Origin of the sequence: Actinotalea solisilvae, assembly GCF_016464425.1 — a bacterium.
GTDB classification, from domain to species: domain Bacteria; phylum Actinomycetota; class Actinomycetes; order Actinomycetales; family Cellulomonadaceae; genus Actinotalea; species Actinotalea solisilvae.
This window is the reverse complement of record NZ_JADDKQ010000007.1, coordinates 142,174-155,250: the sequence shown is the minus strand read 5'-3', so window position 1 is coordinate 155,250 and position 13,077 is coordinate 142,174. Positions and strand designations below refer to the sequence as shown.

Here is a 13,077-nt window from a genome sequence, read left to right as displayed (position 1 = left end):
GGACGTCAGTCCGTCACCGCGGGTGCGCGGCTCGCGTCGAGCAGGAGGCGCAGCGCGTCGCCGTCGGGCAGGGCGAGCGTGGGGGTCCGGCCGCGCACGACGACGACGCCGTCGAGCCCCGCGTGCGCCTCGGTCGCGAGCGGCGCGCGGCCGTCGCGCGCCAGCACGAGGTGCGCGAGGGAGTGGACGGGCGTGCGCTTCGTCGTCAGCCACTCGCGCCGGTGCAGCACGTGCAGCTCGCGCGGCCCGACGGCGACGACGGCCGCGTGCCGCGTGACGGGCAGCACGAGGTCGGCCGGACGCACGATCGCGCCACCCCGCCGGCGGACGCGTCCGCGGGGCACCGCCGCGACCCGGTCGACCGCGACGCCCGCGCCGACGAGCTCGAGGTAGGCCGTGACCAGCGCGATGTCGGCCGGTCCGGCGGCCCCCCGGTCGAGGTCGGGGGCATCCCGCGGGACGCCCGTCGCGGCACCGAACGCGTGGAGGCGCAGGACCGCGAGCAGGTCCTCGACGACGCCCGCCTGCGAGCCGTTGTACGGCACCTCGACCGTGCCGGACCCGGTGTGCAGGGCCAGCCGCCCGTCGAGCATGTCGGTGCTGCTCTCGAGCGCGAGCACGTCGGCGTGCCGGACGGCGAGCCGGTCGTAGCCGGGACCCGTGTGCCGTCGCCGCAGCACCGTCAGCCCCGTGCGGTCGACGAGCAGCAGGGCGTCGTAGAGGTCCATGTCCGGCGTCGCGTCGCGCCGGTGGATCGAGCGCGGGACCTTGAGCCCGAGCTCGACGGCGTCCCAGTCGACGGGCTCGGCGGCGTACAGCCGCGGCACGTCGTGCGGTCCGCGGACCGGCAGCACCCACGGCCCGAACTGGTCGAGCTCCGGCGTCGTCACGCCCCCATCATCCCCCGCCGCGGCCGGGCGTCCGGCCCGCGGCTGGACCGGATGGGCTAGGCGACCTCGGCGACGTCGTCGAAGGCGAGCCGGGGCGCGCGCGGGTGCGCGGGGGCCTCGTCGGCGGGCCAGCCGAGGTTGAGCACCATGAGGGCGCGCCGCCCGCTGCCGGCGAAGAACTCGGCGTCGACGCCGGCGGCGTCCATGCCGGACATCGGGCCGACCTCGAGCCCCACGCCGCGCAGGGCGACGACGAGGTAGCCCGCCTGCAGCCAGGCGTTGTCCCGCGCGAGGCGCTCGCGCGCGGCCGCGTCGGCGTCGAACCGCTCGCGCGCGCCGGCCATGTGCGGCGCGAGCACGTCGAGCCGCTCGTGGAAGTCGGTGTCGGAGGCGACGACGACGCTCAGCGGCGCGGCGAGGACGCGGTCCCGGTTGGCGGGGGCCATGTGCGCGGCGAGGCGCTCGCGCGCCTCGGGGCTGCGGACGAGCAGCACCCGCAGGGGCGAGGAGTTGAACGCCGTCGGCCCCCACCGCACAGCGTCGAGCACCGCGGCGACCTGGTCGTCCGTCACCGGGCGCGGCGCGAAGGAGCGCGGCGTGCGTCGCCGGACGAAGAGCTCGTCGAGCACGTCGGCGGCCTCGGCGGACGGCGCGTCGGGGGCGAGGGTGTCGGTGGCGTCGATCGCGGTCACGGGGGCGGCAACCGGGCGGCGGCCCCGCGGTGTTCCGCCGCGGGGCTGTGTGCTCGGTCACCCCGGCCCGTGCCTCTAGGCTCGGCCGGGCAGGCACCGCCGCGTCCGCACGCGCGGCGGACGGCACCGGGAAGGCAGCAGTGGCACCGACCGCACTGAGCAGGGACGGCAGCGTCCACGTCACCGACGAGCGGGTCAACACCGTCTCGCACCTCGCGGCCACGTGCTTCGCGCTCGTCGGCGCGGCCCTCCTCGTCACTCAGGCCGCCGCCCAGGGCGACCCGTGGAAGATCGTCGGCTTCGCCGTCTACGGCGTCTCGGTGCTCATGCTCTTCGGCTCGAGCACGCTGCACCACGGCATCGACCGCGGCCCGCGGGTCAACGAGGTGCTGCGCACCCTCGACTACGACTCGGTCTTCCTGCTCATCGCCGGCTCGGTGACGCCGCTCGTGCTCGTGCTCTTCCGGAACACGTACGGCTGGACGGTCCTGGGGAGCGTCTGGGCGATCGCCGCCGCCGGGATCGTCCTGCGCTCGGTGCGGCGCGACCTGCCCAAGCACCTCACCAGCACGCTGTACATCGTGCTCGGGTGGATCCCCGTGCTGCTCGCGGGGGCGGGCGTGCCGCTGCCGTTCGGCGCCTACGCCCTCATGGCCGCGGGCGGCCTGGTCTACAGCACCGGCTTCGTCGTCTTCGTCGTGGAGCGACCGAACCCGGTGCCGGGCGTGCTCGGGTTCCACGAGATCTGGCACGTGCTGGTCGTCGTCGCGGCCACGCTCCACTACCTGCTCATGTACCTCTACGTGCTCCCGGCGTAGCCCCCGGCACGCCCGCCCCGGCGTTCACCCGGACGGGGGGCGTACCGCCCGTTTCCTCCCGGTTCACCCCGTGTTCACCTAAGGTCACGTCATGGACGACGCCGCCTCCGACCGCACCCGGCCCGCACCGTCCGCGGCGGAGCCCGGGGTGCGCCTCGTCGTGAGCCCCCGCACCGTGCTGCGCGTCCTCGTCCCGGTCATGGTCGCGCTCGCCCTGGTGAGCGTCGCCGGGCAGGTGCTGCTCGCGACGACGGACGGCGTCGGCGGCGCGCTGGGGTTCCTCGTCGGCCTGACCGACGTCGACAACGAGCGCACCGTGCCCACGTGGTTCCAGTCCGTGCTCCTGGCCGGGACGGGCGTGGCGCTGTGGACGGTCGGCGGCGACGCGAGGCGGGCCGGCCGGCGTCGGACCGGGTACTGGCGGCTGCTCGCCGCGGCGTTCGTGTACCTCTCGGCCGACGAGGCGCTGCGCCTGCACGAGCGTGCGATGGGCCCCCTGAGCGAGCGGTTCGAGCTGACCGGGGCGCTGTTCTTCTCCTGGGTGCTCGTCGCCGTGCCGCTCGTCCTCGTGCTGCTCGGCGTGCTGGTGCCCTTCCTCCGGTCGCTGCCGCGCCGGACGCTGGGCCTCCTGCTCCTCGCGGGCGCGCTCTACGTCGGCGGGAGCGTCGGGATCGAGATGGTCGGCGCGGTGCTCTGGAGCGGCGGGCTCGAGGGGTCGTCCGCGTACGTCGCGGTCGCGACCCTCGAGGAGCTGCTCGAGATGCTGGGCGTCGCGACGCTCCTCTACGCGATCGGCCGGTACCGCGAGGACGAGCTCGCCGTGGCGAGGCCCGCCCCCGCGGTCCCGGCCGGGGACCCCGTCAGCCGCGCGGCGACAGCGTGACGATCGTGCCGTCGCCGAACACCTGGGTCGCGACGTAGAGCCTGCCGCGCGCCCACTCGACGGCGGCCGGCTCGACGAGCTCGGTGACCGTCGACACCTCCCCGGACCGCGACACGGCCGAGAGCCGGCCGGCGAACAGCTCGGTCACGTAGATCGTCCCGGAGGGAGCGACGGCGAGGTTCGTCGCGCCGAGGAAGCCGCGCGCGACGAGCTCGACGTCCCCGCCCGGCGAGACCCGGTAGACCGCGCCGTTGGCGCCCAGGCTGTCGTCCTCCGCGCCGCCCGGCAGCGACGTGACGTACAGCGTGCCGTGGCGCCCGAGCTCCACGTCGGTCGGGACGGGCTCCGCCCAGAAGTCGTGCCCCGCGACGCAGGGGTCGAAGCCCTGGGCGGCCGCGATCTCCTCGGTGATCGGGATGACGGTCGGCGGGAGCACCGCGACGGTCGAGACCTCGCCCGAGGCGGACACCGCGAAGATCGCGTTGGCGCCCGCGTCGGCGACGTAGGTCGTCCCGCCCGAGGTGACCGAGCTGTAGGCGTTGGTGTCGACCTGCCCCTGGTACGGCAGCAGGAACGGCGCCAGCTCGGCGGGGATGGTGGCGGCGCACGCCGCGTCGAGCCCCTGGATCCCGTAGGTGTTCACCGCGTCCGGGTTGGCGGCGGCCTCGTACGCGAGGAGGTCCACCTCCGTCGTCGTGCCGTCGGGTGCGCGCCGCACGAGCACGGAGCTGGTCACGGCGAAGCCCTCGGCCTCGCGCTCGGCCCAGGTCACCGTGCCGCGCTCCTCGGACACGGCGCCCACGCCCGCGGGCGCGACGGACACGAGGTCGTGCCGCTCACCCTCCTTGGTGACGTGGGTGAGGATCCCGGCGAACGACTGGCCGACGTAGAGGTCGCCCCGCGCCGTGACGTCGAAGCTCAGCGGGCCGACGAGCCCGCTCGCGACGACCACGGGATCGTGCGACGGCGGGTAGCGCGTCGGTGCCGACGCGGCGGCAGGGACGGCCGCGGCGAGCACGAGCGCGCTCGACACGAGGGGGACGGCAGACCTGGGGACGTTCCTCATCGTTCTCCTCCTCGAGAACCATGCGGGGGATGCGGACGCCGGCGGGCGCCCGATTTGTCCCACTCTGCGCCGATGATCAAGCGCTGTCGAGGTTCGCACCCGCACGTCCCCTGGCGACGACAAGACCCCTCCGCGAGCGGCGGGCTCGGCGAAGGGGTCTCGGTCGCTGCTGGTCCTGCAGCACTGCTGGCGGTAGCGGTGGGATTTGAACCCACGGTGGACTTTCACCCACACACGCTTTCGAGGCGTGCTCCTTAGGCCGCTCGGACACGCTACCTCGCCGGTGAGGATACCCGGTCGGCGGGGCAGGCAACGAATCGGCCCCGTCGCGTCAGGGGACCAGGACGATCTTCCCCCGCGCGTGGTCCTCGAGCAGGTGCCGCATCGCCTCGCGCGCCTGGGTCAGGGGCAGCACGCGCTCCACGACGGGGCGCAGCCGGCCGTCCCCGGCCATGGTGACGAGCTCTGCGAGGTCCTCGTGCGTCGCGGCCTCGGACATCGGCCGGACGCGCTGGCGCAGCACCGCGCGCCGCAGGTGCGCCTCGGCGATCGTCGGCATCGGCTCGAGCCAGCGGCCCTTGCCGCCACCGCCCAGCACCAGGACGCCGTCGGGCGTGACGACGCGGCGCAGCGCGTGCACCGAGGCGGTGCCCACCATGTCGAGGACGACGTCGTAGCGCTCGCCGCGGCGCGTGACGTCACCTCTGGTGTAGTCGACGACGTGGTGCGCGCCGAGGGAGCGCACGAGCTCGACGTTGCGCGTGCTGCAGACGCCCGTGACCTCGGCGCCGAGCGCGACCGCGAGCTGGACCGCGAAGGTGCCGACGCCGCCCGAGGAGCCGTTGACGAGCACGCGCGTCGCGGCGCCGACGTCGCCCTCGCGCAGGCCGAGCAGCGCCGTGCTCGCCGCGAGCGGGATCGCGGCCGCGTCCTCGAACGAGAGGGTGGGCGGCTTGGGGACGAGGCGCTCGGGCCTCGCGATCGCGTACTGCGCGAAGCCGCCGCCGTCGAGGTCGCGCACGCCGGGGCGGCCGACGACGTCGTCCCCGACCCGGACGGCCGTGACGCCCGCGCCGACCGCGCGGACGCGGCCCGCGACGTCGCGGCCCTGGACGCGCGACGCCGGCCGGAGCGGGCCGACCGCGAGCCGGGCGACGTACGGCAGGCCGGCCATGATGTGCCAGTCCGCCGCGTTGAGCGAGGTCGCGACCACCTCGACGAGCACCTGGCCGGGGCCGGGCTCGGGCACGGGGACCTCGCGGACCTCGAGCACGTCCTGCCGGCCGTACCGGTCCTGCACGACGGCGGTCATGGTGCTGGGCACGGTCGCGTCGGCACGCGGCACCGCGTTCACCACGGGCACAGCGGGCACAGCGGGCACCGGGGGCACCGTGGGCATAGTGGGGGCCTCGGCGTCGGCGCTCACTCGACGGTCCTCAGCAGCTGCTCGATCGACGTCGTGCGGGCGCGGAGGTCGGCGACCTCGGTCGCGGCGCGCTGCTGGGCGTCGAGCGTCGTCTCGGCGAGCCGCTCGTAGCGGTGGACGAGCTGGCGCAGGTCTTCGTCCTGCTGCGCCGCGATCTTCGCCTTGCGCAGCTCGAGGTACGCGGCGACGCCGGTGATGACGACGACGAGCCCGGTCGCGAGGAAGCCGAGGAAGGCCGCGATCTCGGGGCCGGTGGGGTCGTGCTTGTCGTTCTTCACGAGTGCTCCTTCGGTGCGGGACCCGCGTCGGGCTCCGGCGGGGTGAGGGTGCGGGCCGCCTCGGCGAGCGTGGCGGCGGTGAGGTGGACGTCGAGGTCGGCGAGCTCGTAGAACTTCATCGCCTTGCCGTCGGCGGAGAGCTCGAGCCGGCCGACGACGACGCCGGCGGCCTCGAGCCGCTGGAGGTGCATGTGGAGCAGGGGGCGGCTGATGCCGATCTCCCGCGCGAGGTGGCTGACGTAGTCCCGGCCGCCCGCGAGCGTGGCCACGATGCGCAGGCGGATCGGGTTCGCGAGCGCGCCGAGGAGGACGACCAGCTCGTCCCCGGTGCGCGGCATGTCAGGTCCGTCCTTGAGGTGTCAGGTTCTTCTTACGGGTGCAAGGTAGACCCGACGCGACCCGTCGCACAAGGGGTCCGCGGGCAGCGTCGTCTCGGGACGCCACGTACCGTGGACGGGTGCATGCTCGTGTCGACCACCGCCCGACGACGCCGCCCTCGGCGCCCGTCGGCCACGCCGAGCACGCCGTCCGGCTGCTGCGAGGCCACCGCCTGGCCGTCCTCACGGGCGCGGGCGTCTCGACGGACTCGGGCATCCCCGACTACCGCGGCCCGGACTCCCCGCCGCGCCGGCCGATGACGTACCAGCAGTTCGTCTCGGACCCGGCGTTCCGCCGGACCTACTGGGCCCGCAACCACGTCGGCTGGCGGCACGTCCACCGCACGACGCCGAACGCGGGCCACCGCGCGCTCGCGGCGCTCGAGGCGCGCGGCGTCGTCGTCGGCGTCATCACGCAGAACGTCGACCGCCTGCACCAGGAGGCGGGGAGCAGGCGGGTCATCGACCTGCACGGCACGTACGCCGAGGTCGTGTGCCTCGCGTGCGGCGCCCGGTACGCGCGCGACCACGTCGCCGGGCGCCTCGAGGCGCTCAACCCGGGCTTCGCCGAGGCGGTGGGCGCCGTCGCCGACGTCGAGATCGCTCCCGACGCCGACGCCGTCATCGAGTCGACCGAGGGCTTCGTCGTCGCGGACTGCGAGCGCTGCGGCGGCATGCTCAAGCCGGACATCGTGTACTTCGGCGAGAACGTGCCGCGCGAGCGGGTCGACCGGGCGTTCGCGCTGGTCGACGAGGCCGCCGCGCTGCTCGTCGCGGGCTCGTCGCTCACGGTCATGTCGGGGCTGCGGTTCGTCCGGCACGCGGCGCGGGTGCGCGGGGTGCCGGTCGTGATCGTCAACCGCGGCGTGACGCGGGGCGACGACCTCGCCGACCTCCGTGTCGACGCGGGCACGTCCGAGACGCTGACCACCCTCGCGGACCAGCTCCCGGACGTCTGAGCAGCGGGCGCGCGACGCGCCGTCAGCGGCGGTCGGCGAAGAAGTCGCGGAGCAGGGCGGCGCACTCGGCCTCGAGGACCCCGCCGACCACCTCGACGCGGTGGTTGAGGCGACGGTCGCGCACGAGGTCGTGCACCGAGCCCGTGGCGCCGGCCTTGGGGTCCCAGGCGCCGAGGACGAGCCGCGGGACCCGCGCCAGGACGACCGCGCCGGCGCACATCGCGCACGGCTCGAGCGTCACGACCAGCGTGCAGTCGTCGAGCCGCCACCGCCCGAGCGTCGCGGCCGCCTCGCGCAGCGCGAGGACCTCGGCGTGGGCGGTCGGGTCCCCCGTCGCCTCCCGCGCGTTGCGCCCGCGCCCGACGACGACGCCGTCCGCGTCGACGACGACCGCGCCCACGGGCACGTCACCGGTCGGGAGCGCGAGGCGGGCCTCCTCGAGGGCCACCTCCATGAGCATCGCGTCGATCGCCGCCACGCCCCGGACGCTAGCCGACCGGCCCACGGGCCGGCGCGGCGCAGGACGTGCGGCGCACGTGACACCTGCGACGTGCGTGCCCTCGGACGGGCGCCTCCGGTGCACGCTCGCCCCACGCGTCACATGCGCCGCACATCCCGTCGCGGCGGAGGGCGGCGCCCGCCGGTCCCGCCGTCGCGGCGGCCGCCCACCGGTACGGTGCACTCATGCGCCTGCACGTCGCGGACCACCCGCTCGTCTCCCACAAGCTCACCGTCCTGCGGGACAAGGACACGGCGTCCCCGACGTTCCGGCTCCTCGTCGACGAGCTCGTGACCCTCCTGGCCTACGAGGCGACGCGGGACGTGCGCACCGAGCCGGTCGAGATCACGACCCCCGTCGCGACCACCACGGGCACCCACCTCGCCGAGCCGCGGCCGCTGGTCGTCCCGATCCTGCGCGCCGGCCTCGGCATGCTCGACGGGATGACCCGCCTGCTCCCGACGGCGGAGGTCGGCTTCCTCGGTCTCCAGCGCGACGAGGAGACGCTCCAGGCGATCACGTACGCCAACCGCCTGCCCGACGACCTGTCCGGCCGCCAGTGCTTCGTCCTCGACCCGATGCTCGCCACGGGCGGCACGCTGGTCGCGAGCATCGACTACCTGTTCGAGCGCGGCGCGCGCGACGTCACGTGCATCTGCCTGCTCGCGGCGCCCGAGGGCCTCAAGCTCGTCGAGGAGCACGTGGGCGACCGCGCCGACGTGACGATCGTCGTCGCCGCCGTCGACGAGCGGCTCAACGAGAAGGCCTACATCGTCCCGGGTCTCGGCGACGCGGGCGACCGCCTCTACGGCCTGGTCTGACGCCACCGCGCCGCCCGGAGGGCGGAGCGCCTCGCCCGGCCGCCGGCGTGTGACACGCGGGTCGCGCGCGTTGTCACAGCGGTGTTCACGCGCACATCACCCTCCCGTCATCTCCCGGTGCGACCGAGCGGGTGAGATGTGTCCATGATCCGAGACGACCGCAGCAGGGGGCTTGGTGGTCTGGGCATTCACGGTCACACTCTTCCTATGACTGCTGTCGCGTTCCCTATGACTGGAGGGTCCGCCGCTGCGGGCCGCCCGGTCCCGGGCGCGACCCCCGAGCACGCGGAGCCCGCCTTCGCCCTGTACCTCGACGTGCCCGACACCGGCGTCGCGGGTCGCGCCCTGGTGGCCGACATCGCCGAGGCCGTGGTCGAGCTCGTCGCGCGGCTGGCGCCGGACGCCACCCTGCACACCGCGATCGACCTCGGCGGGCGGGGTGGCCGCCGCGACGTCGTCGCCCGCTTCCGCGAGACGTTCGAGGACCCGCGCTCCGCGGTGCCCAGCGCGAGCGAGCGCGCCCAGGCCGCGTGGAGCCTGCCGGCCGCGCCGCGCGAGCGCGTGGTGCTCGACTCGGACGCGCGGGAGCTGACCGTCGGCGGCCGCCCCGTGCCGCTGACCTACACCGAGTTCGCGCTGCTGGAGTACCTGCTCCGGTCGCCGCACCGCGCCGTGCCGCGCGGCGAGCTCCTCGCCACGGTGTGGCGGGGCGGCCCGGAGACCGGCACGCGCACCATCGACGTCCATGTGCGACGGCTGCGGGAGAAGCTGGGGGGCTGCCTGCAGATCGTCACCGTCCGGGGTGTCGGGTATCGCTGTGATCCCGCACCCGAGATCGTCCTCGTCGGCTCGGGGGATGCTGGCTGAGGACCCGCGCTGCCGGGTCGTGTGATCAGGGGGCTCGTCCACGACCCGGCAGCGCATCTCCGTACGCGAACGCCGTCGGCCACAGGCCGGCGGCGTTCGTCGTGCCGACCGTCCTCACGGCGCCGGGCCTAGATGTCGGCGGAAATGAGACAGGCGGCACTACATCTTGTGTCCCACCCCCTCCCGGGCGCTACGCTCATCGAGCCGACGGTTCACCCGGGATCCACCCGGGTGAGGCAAGAGGGAACCCGGTTCGACTCCGGGACTGCCCCGCAGCGGTGAGTGGGAACGACCGCCGTCATCAAGCACTGGGCCTGCAGTCAGGGCCTGGGAAGCGACGGCTGTTAGGCACGAGCACGACGCCCACGAGTCCGAAGACCTGCCGCCGGTGCGTGTACCGCCGGTGCGCGCAGGTGCGGAGCCTCTCGGGAGGGCTCGACCGACGCGCGCCCGCGCACGGGTGACGGCGTCGTCGACCCAGGGCTCCGGACCACGGAGCTCGACCTGGGAGAGCACGATGACCCTCACCGACCTGGCCGCGGCGCCGACGTCGCCGCACGAGACGCCCGCGCGCACGGGCATCCACGTCACCAAGCGCGACGGCAGCCGCGAGCCGTACGACGCCGACATGATCAACCGTGCGATCGAGCGCGCCGCGATCGGCCTGCCCGACCAGATCTCCAAGGTCACGCAGGTCGCCAGCGAGCTCGCCATCACCCTCTTCGACGGCATCACGACCGAGCAGCTCGACGAGGCCGCCATCTCGGTCGCCGTGCAGAACGTCAAGGACGACCCGGACTTCGACGTCGTCGCCGCCCGGCTCGCGCGCAAGGTCCTCTACAAGCGCGTGCTCGGCACCTACGAGTCCGACCTCGAGCTCGCGCTCCTGCACCAGGCCCGCTTCCCGGGCTACGTGCGCGACGCGGTCGAGCTCGGCCTGCTCGACCCGCGCCTCGTGACGCACTTCGACCTCGACGCCATCGCCGCGGCGCTCGACCACCACCACGACGAGCTGCTCCGCTACACCGGCACCATCACCATGCGGAACCGGTACATGATCAACGACCGGCACGGCCGGCCGCTCGAGGTGCCGCAGTACTTCTGGATGCGCGTCTCCATGGGCCTGAGCCTCAACGAGGCCGACCCGACCGCGGCCGCGATCGGGTTCTACGAGCGCATCGCGCGCCTCGACTACCTGCCCGCGGGATCGACGCTCGTCAACGCCGGCACGTCCTACCCGCAGCTGAGCAACTGCTTCGTCATGCAGATGGACGACGACATCGAGCACATCGCGACGTCCGTGCGGAACGTCATGTGGCTCACCAAGGGCACGGGCGGCATCGGCCTGTCCGTCTCCAAGCTCCGGTCCGAGGGCTCGCCCATCCGCTCGAACAACACGACGTCGACCGGGCCGATCCCCTTCATGCACACCATCGACTCGACGCTGCGCGCGGTCTCCCGCGGCGGCAAGAAGTTTGGTGCCCTGTGCTTCTACATGGAGAACTGGCACCTCGACTTCGCGCAGTTCCTCGACCTGCGGCAGAACTCGGGCGACCCCTACCGCCGCACGCGCACGGCCAACACCGCGGTCTGGATCTCGGACGAGTTCATGAAGCGCGTCGCGGCCGACGACGACTGGTACCTGTTCGACCCGGCCGACACGCCCGACCTCGTCGAGCTCGTCGGGCGCGAGTTCTCCGAGCGGTACGGCCACTACGTGCGCGAGGCGCTCGCCGGCCGCCTGCCGCGGTTCCGCCGGATGAAGGCGCGCGAGCAGTGGACGGCCATGCTCATCAGCCTCCAGACGACGTCGCACCCGTGGCTCACCTGGAAGGACACGATCAACTCCCGGGCGCTCAACGACAACACCGGGACGATCCACCTGTCCAACCTGTGCACCGAGATCACGCTGCCGCAGGACCGGGACACCATCGCGGTGTGCAACCTCGCGTCGATCAACCTCTCGACGCACCTGGTCGACGGCGAGATCGACTGGGACCGCCTGCGTGAGTCCGCGCGGCTCGCCGTGCGCCAGCTCGACAACCTCGTCGACATCACGCTGTCCTCGGTCGGCGAGTCCGAGAAGGCCAACCGCGAGAACCGCGCCGTGGGCCTCGGGATCATGGGCTTCACCGACGTCACCGAGCGCCTGGGCTACGCGTACGAGTCCGAGGAGTCCTACGAGCTCGTCGACCGGCTCACCGAGTTCATCAGCTTCCACGCCATCGACGCGAGCGCCGACCTCGCGCGCGAGCGCGGCGCGTACCCGAACTTCGCGGGCTCGGGCTGGTCGCAGGGGCTCGTCCCGATCGACACGATCGCCCGCCTCCAGGAGGACCGCGGCGTGCCCGTCGCCGTCGACCGCACCACGCGCCTCGACTGGGACGCCCTGCGCACCAAGGTCGCCGGCGGCATGCGGAACGCGACGCTCATGGCGATCGCGCCGACGGCGTCGATCGGCCTCGTCGCCGGGACGACGCCGGGCCTCGACCCGCAGTTCTCGCAGATCTTCAGCCGGGCGACGTCGTCCGGGAAGTTCCTCGAGGTCAACCGCAACCTCGTGCGCGACCTCCAGGCGCTCGGCCTCTGGGAGCACGTGCGCGACGACCTGCTGGCTGCGCAGGGCGACCTCTCGCAGATCCCGGGCGTGCCCGAGCACCTCGTCGAGGTGTACCGGACGTCGTTCCAGCTCTCGCCGTTCGCCTTCGTGGAGGTCGCGGCGCGCGCGCAGAAGTGGGTCGACCAGGCGATCAGCCGGAACATCTACCTCGCGTCGCGCGACGTCGGCGAGATGGCCGCGCTCTACCAGGCGGCCTGGGAGCGGGGCGTCAAGACGACGTACTACCTGCACATGAAGCCGCGCCACACCGCCGAGCAGTCGACCGTGCGCGTCAACAAGGCCGAGGCCCGCCCGACAGCGGCTGCGGCCGGTCCGGCGCCGACGTCGTCCGCCCCGCGCCGCGGCTTCGGCTTCGGCCGCACGACGACGACGCCGACGCCGACGACGACGCCCGCGCCCGCGCCCGCGCCCGCGTCGACCGTCGCTGCCTCCCCGGCCACCGCCACGACCGCACTCTCACCCGCGCCCGCGCCCGCGCCCGCGCCCGCCAGCGTCGAGGCGAGCATCCGTGCAGGTGGAGGGGTTGGTTTCGGTGCCGTCCGCACGGACGCTCGCATCCGAGCGTCCGAACCGGAGGCCCCCGCCGAGGTCGCTGGTTCCAGCGCGCCCGGCGCCCCCGCCGAGGTCGCTCGTTCCGCCGAGGTCGCTGGTTCCGCCGGGGTCGACAGCTCCCGTGCACCCGCGGCCGTCGCCGCGGTCGCCGGTCCCGACCCGTTCGCCGGCTCCGCCGTGCCCTCGCTCCCCGCGAGCGCGAGCCTCATCGCGCTCGACGACGCGAGCGACGTCGTCGGCGGCGTGGCGTGCCCGGTGGACCCGATGGAGCGGCTCCAGTGCGAGTCCTGCCAGTGATCTGAGCGTCGCGTGAAGGGTTCGTCGCGCTC

Annotated in this window: 13 protein-coding genes, 1 tRNA gene and 1 riboswitch; of the genes, 6 read left to right on the top strand and 8 right to left on the bottom strand. The window is 74.1% G+C overall.

The features are described from left to right. Positions 1–5: 5 nt before the first annotated feature. Positions 6–890 carry a hypothetical protein gene (locus JIG38_RS07640; protein ID WP_199423168.1) on the bottom strand — a complete coding sequence of 295 codons (885 nt, stop codon included), beginning with the start codon at positions 888–890 and terminating at the stop codon, positions 6–8. Between the two features lie 56 nt (positions 891–946). Next, positions 947–1,582: a malonic semialdehyde reductase gene (locus tag JIG38_RS07635; RefSeq protein WP_199423167.1), complete on the bottom strand. Its 636-nt coding sequence runs from the start codon at positions 1,580–1,582 to the stop codon at positions 947–949. Between the two features lie 140 nt (positions 1,583–1,722). Here JIG38_RS07635 and trhA point away from each other — a divergent pair, with 140 nt between their 5' ends. Together trhA and JIG38_RS07625 are read left to right on the top strand one after the other, a co-directional pair. Continuing rightward, on the top strand, positions 1,723–2,400 hold the full coding sequence (trhA, locus tag JIG38_RS07630; protein ID WP_199423166.1) for a PAQR family membrane homeostasis protein TrhA: 678 nt from the start codon (positions 1,723–1,725) through the stop codon (positions 2,398–2,400). A 91-nt stretch (positions 2,401–2,491) separates the two neighbouring features. Beyond that, positions 2,492–3,283 carry a DUF8692 domain-containing protein gene (locus JIG38_RS07625; RefSeq protein ID WP_199423165.1) on the top strand — a complete coding sequence of 264 codons (792 nt, stop codon included), beginning with the start codon at positions 2,492–2,494 and terminating at the stop codon, positions 3,281–3,283. Here the strand turns inward: JIG38_RS07625 and JIG38_RS07620 are convergent. The 5 genes from JIG38_RS07620 to JIG38_RS07600 form a co-directional block, all read right to left on the bottom strand. Further along, positions 3,261–4,349 carry a ScyD/ScyE family protein gene (locus tag JIG38_RS07620; RefSeq protein WP_199423164.1) on the bottom strand — a complete coding sequence of 363 codons (1,089 nt, stop codon included), beginning with the start codon at positions 4,347–4,349 and terminating at the stop codon, positions 3,261–3,263. The genes JIG38_RS07625 and JIG38_RS07620 overlap by 23 nt on opposite strands. Positions 4,350–4,536: 187 nt before the next feature. Next, positions 4,537–4,626: transfer RNA gene (locus JIG38_RS07615), tRNA-Ser, on the bottom strand. A gap of 54 nt (positions 4,627–4,680) precedes the next feature. Further along, complete coding sequence (locus tag JIG38_RS07610; protein WP_199423163.1) at positions 4,681–5,730, bottom strand: NAD(P)-dependent alcohol dehydrogenase; 1,050 nt, start codon at positions 5,728–5,730, stop codon at positions 4,681–4,683. A 41-nt stretch (positions 5,731–5,771) separates the two neighbouring features. Next, a complete protein-coding gene (locus tag JIG38_RS07605; RefSeq protein WP_199423162.1) occupies positions 5,772–6,053 on the bottom strand; it encodes a hypothetical protein in 282 nt (93 codons plus the stop codon). After that, positions 6,050–6,391, bottom strand: a complete 342-nt coding sequence (locus tag JIG38_RS07600; RefSeq protein WP_199423161.1) for an ArsR/SmtB family transcription factor — start codon at positions 6,389–6,391, stop codon at positions 6,050–6,052. Before JIG38_RS07600 ends, JIG38_RS07605 begins: the two co-directional genes overlap by 4 nt. Before the next feature lie 119 nt (positions 6,392–6,510). Between JIG38_RS07600 and JIG38_RS07595 the strand changes: the two genes are divergently transcribed. Further along, the gene (locus JIG38_RS07595; RefSeq protein ID WP_199423160.1) at positions 6,511–7,389 is read left to right on the top strand and encodes an NAD-dependent protein deacetylase; all 879 of its coding nucleotides are present in this window, start codon (positions 6,511–6,513) and stop codon (positions 7,387–7,389) included. 22 nt (positions 7,390–7,411) lie between these two features. On the opposite strand, the gene tadA is transcribed toward JIG38_RS07595, so the two are convergent. Next, the gene (gene tadA / locus JIG38_RS07590; RefSeq protein ID WP_199423315.1) at positions 7,412–7,843 is read right to left on the bottom strand and encodes a tRNA adenosine(34) deaminase TadA; all 432 of its coding nucleotides are present in this window, start codon (positions 7,841–7,843) and stop codon (positions 7,412–7,414) included. A gap of 230 nt (positions 7,844–8,073) precedes the next feature. On the opposite strand from tadA, the gene upp reads away from it, so the two are divergent. From upp to JIG38_RS07575, 3 genes are all read left to right on the top strand, one after another. Further along, a complete protein-coding gene (gene upp / locus JIG38_RS07585) occupies positions 8,074–8,709 on the top strand; it encodes a uracil phosphoribosyltransferase (RefSeq protein WP_199423159.1) in 636 nt (211 codons plus the stop codon). A gap of 228 nt (positions 8,710–8,937) precedes the next feature. Next, the gene (locus JIG38_RS07580) at positions 8,938–9,576 is read left to right on the top strand and encodes a winged helix-turn-helix domain-containing protein (RefSeq protein WP_199423158.1); all 639 of its coding nucleotides are present in this window, start codon (positions 8,938–8,940) and stop codon (positions 9,574–9,576) included. Between the two features lie 191 nt (positions 9,577–9,767). Continuing rightward, positions 9,768–9,977, top strand: a riboswitch (cobalamin riboswitch). 116 nt (positions 9,978–10,093) lie between these two features. Beyond that, positions 10,094–13,045 carry a ribonucleoside-diphosphate reductase subunit alpha gene (locus JIG38_RS07575; protein WP_199423157.1) on the top strand — a complete coding sequence of 984 codons (2,952 nt, stop codon included), beginning with the start codon at positions 10,094–10,096 and terminating at the stop codon, positions 13,043–13,045. Positions 13,046–13,077 lie beyond the last annotated feature (32 nt).

Coding starts and splice junctions, on each gene's coding strand:
- upp (WP_199423159.1), top strand. CDS start 8,074: ATGCGCCTGCACGTCGCGGACCACCCGCTCGTCTCCCACAAGCTCACC.
- JIG38_RS07575 (WP_199423157.1), top strand. CDS start 10,094: ATGACCCTCACCGACCTGGCCGCGGCGCCGACGTCGCCGCACGAGACG.
- tadA (WP_199423315.1), bottom strand. CDS start 7,843: ATGGAGGTGGCCCTCGAGGAGGCCCGCCTCGCGCTCCCGACCGGTGAC.
- JIG38_RS07580 (WP_199423158.1), top strand. CDS start 8,938: ATGACTGGAGGGTCCGCCGCTGCGGGCCGCCCGGTCCCGGGCGCGACC.
- JIG38_RS07625 (WP_199423165.1), top strand. CDS start 2,492: ATGGACGACGCCGCCTCCGACCGCACCCGGCCCGCACCGTCCGCGGCG.
- JIG38_RS07600 (WP_199423161.1), bottom strand. CDS start 6,391: ATGCCGCGCACCGGGGACGAGCTGGTCGTCCTCCTCGGCGCGCTCGCG.
- JIG38_RS07620 (WP_199423164.1), bottom strand. CDS start 4,349: ATGAGGAACGTCCCCAGGTCTGCCGTCCCCCTCGTGTCGAGCGCGCTC.